Consider the following 1,186-nt stretch of genomic DNA (forward strand, 5'->3'; position numbering starts at 1 on the left):
CGCCGCCGTCGACCCGGCCGGAGCGGGGGTGTCCTGCGCCGGGACAGCCGTGCGGCTCACCGCTGCGCCCCGCGGTCGGGGGCGTCGTCCCGCAGCCGCCCGGCGAAGCGCCTGAGCTCCGCGTACTGTTCGGCCAGCGAGGACGGGCCGTCCCCCACCGGGTCCTTGAAGTAGAAGCCCAGTTCGCTCAGAGGACCGGACAGGCCCCTCTCCCGGGCGCGGGCGACCAGCCGGGCCAGGTCGAGGACGAGCGGCGCGGCGAGCGCCGAGTCGCAGCCCTGCCAGGTGGTCTGCAGGATCATGCGGGCGCCGAGGAAGCCGTCGAAGGCGATGTGGTCCCAGGCCGTCTTCCAGTCGCCGAGCGCGGGCACGTCGTCGATGTGGACCTCGCCCTCGGGGGCGGTGCCGAGGGTGTCGGCGAGGACGCGTTCCTTGCCGGCGTTCTTGGCGGCGGCGGTCGCGGGGTCGGCGAGGGCGGCGCCGTCGCCGCCGCCCAGGAGGTTGGTGCCGGACCAGGCGCGCACGGCGAGGGCGCGCTGCAGGAACATCGGGCCGAGCACGGAGCGCAGCAGGGTCTGCCCGGTCTTGCCGTCGCGGCCCGCGTGGGGGACGGAAGCCGTCGCCGCCTGCTCGGCCAGCGCCGGGTGGTGCAGGCCCGCGGAGGGGGTGAAGTTGACATAGGGGCAGCCGGCACGCAGGGCGGCCGCCGCGTAGAGGGAGCTCGGCGGCAGGGAGCCGTCGGCGGGAGCGGGCTCGGTGGAGGCGACGTTCACCACGACGGCGCCCGCGAGTCCCCGGCGGCGCACGAAGTCGCGCATGTCGGCCGCGAACACGTCGATCAGTTCGTCGTCGTGGCGGCCCGAGCCGCCGTCCGTGTCACCGGTCGGGGGGCCGCCGGGCCTGATCTCCCGGTCGGCGGCGACGAGTTCGGCGTGTACGGCGGAGGGCAGACCGTGCGGCAGGACGCCGCCGGCGGCGAGGTGTTCGGCGCGTTTGGGCAGCGGGCAGTCGACGGTGTCGTGGCCGCCGAAGACGAGGGACGACAGCGGCGGCAGGCCGCACGAGGTGAAGTCGGGGGTCTCGGTGACCATGCCGGTCGGCGGATGGAGTCCGGCGGCGACGGCGGCGCAGCCCGTGATCGCGGTCGTGGCGACGGATCCGCGCGCCCCGATGAGCCAGACGCCGA

Annotated in this window: 1 protein-coding gene; it reads right to left on the reverse strand. The window is 76.1% G+C overall.

The genetic code is table 11. The features are described 5' to 3' along the window. Positions 1-56: 56 nt before the first annotated feature. Positions 57-1,186 (reverse strand): inositol-3-phosphate synthase (locus tag AOK11_RS18015; protein WP_055594743.1); only part of this gene is annotated, 1,130 nt, incomplete at its 5' end.

Source organism: Streptomyces hirsutus, assembly GCF_001418415.1.
Taxonomy (GTDB): domain Bacteria; phylum Actinomycetota; class Actinomycetes; order Streptomycetales; family Streptomycetaceae; genus Streptomyces; species Streptomyces hirsutus.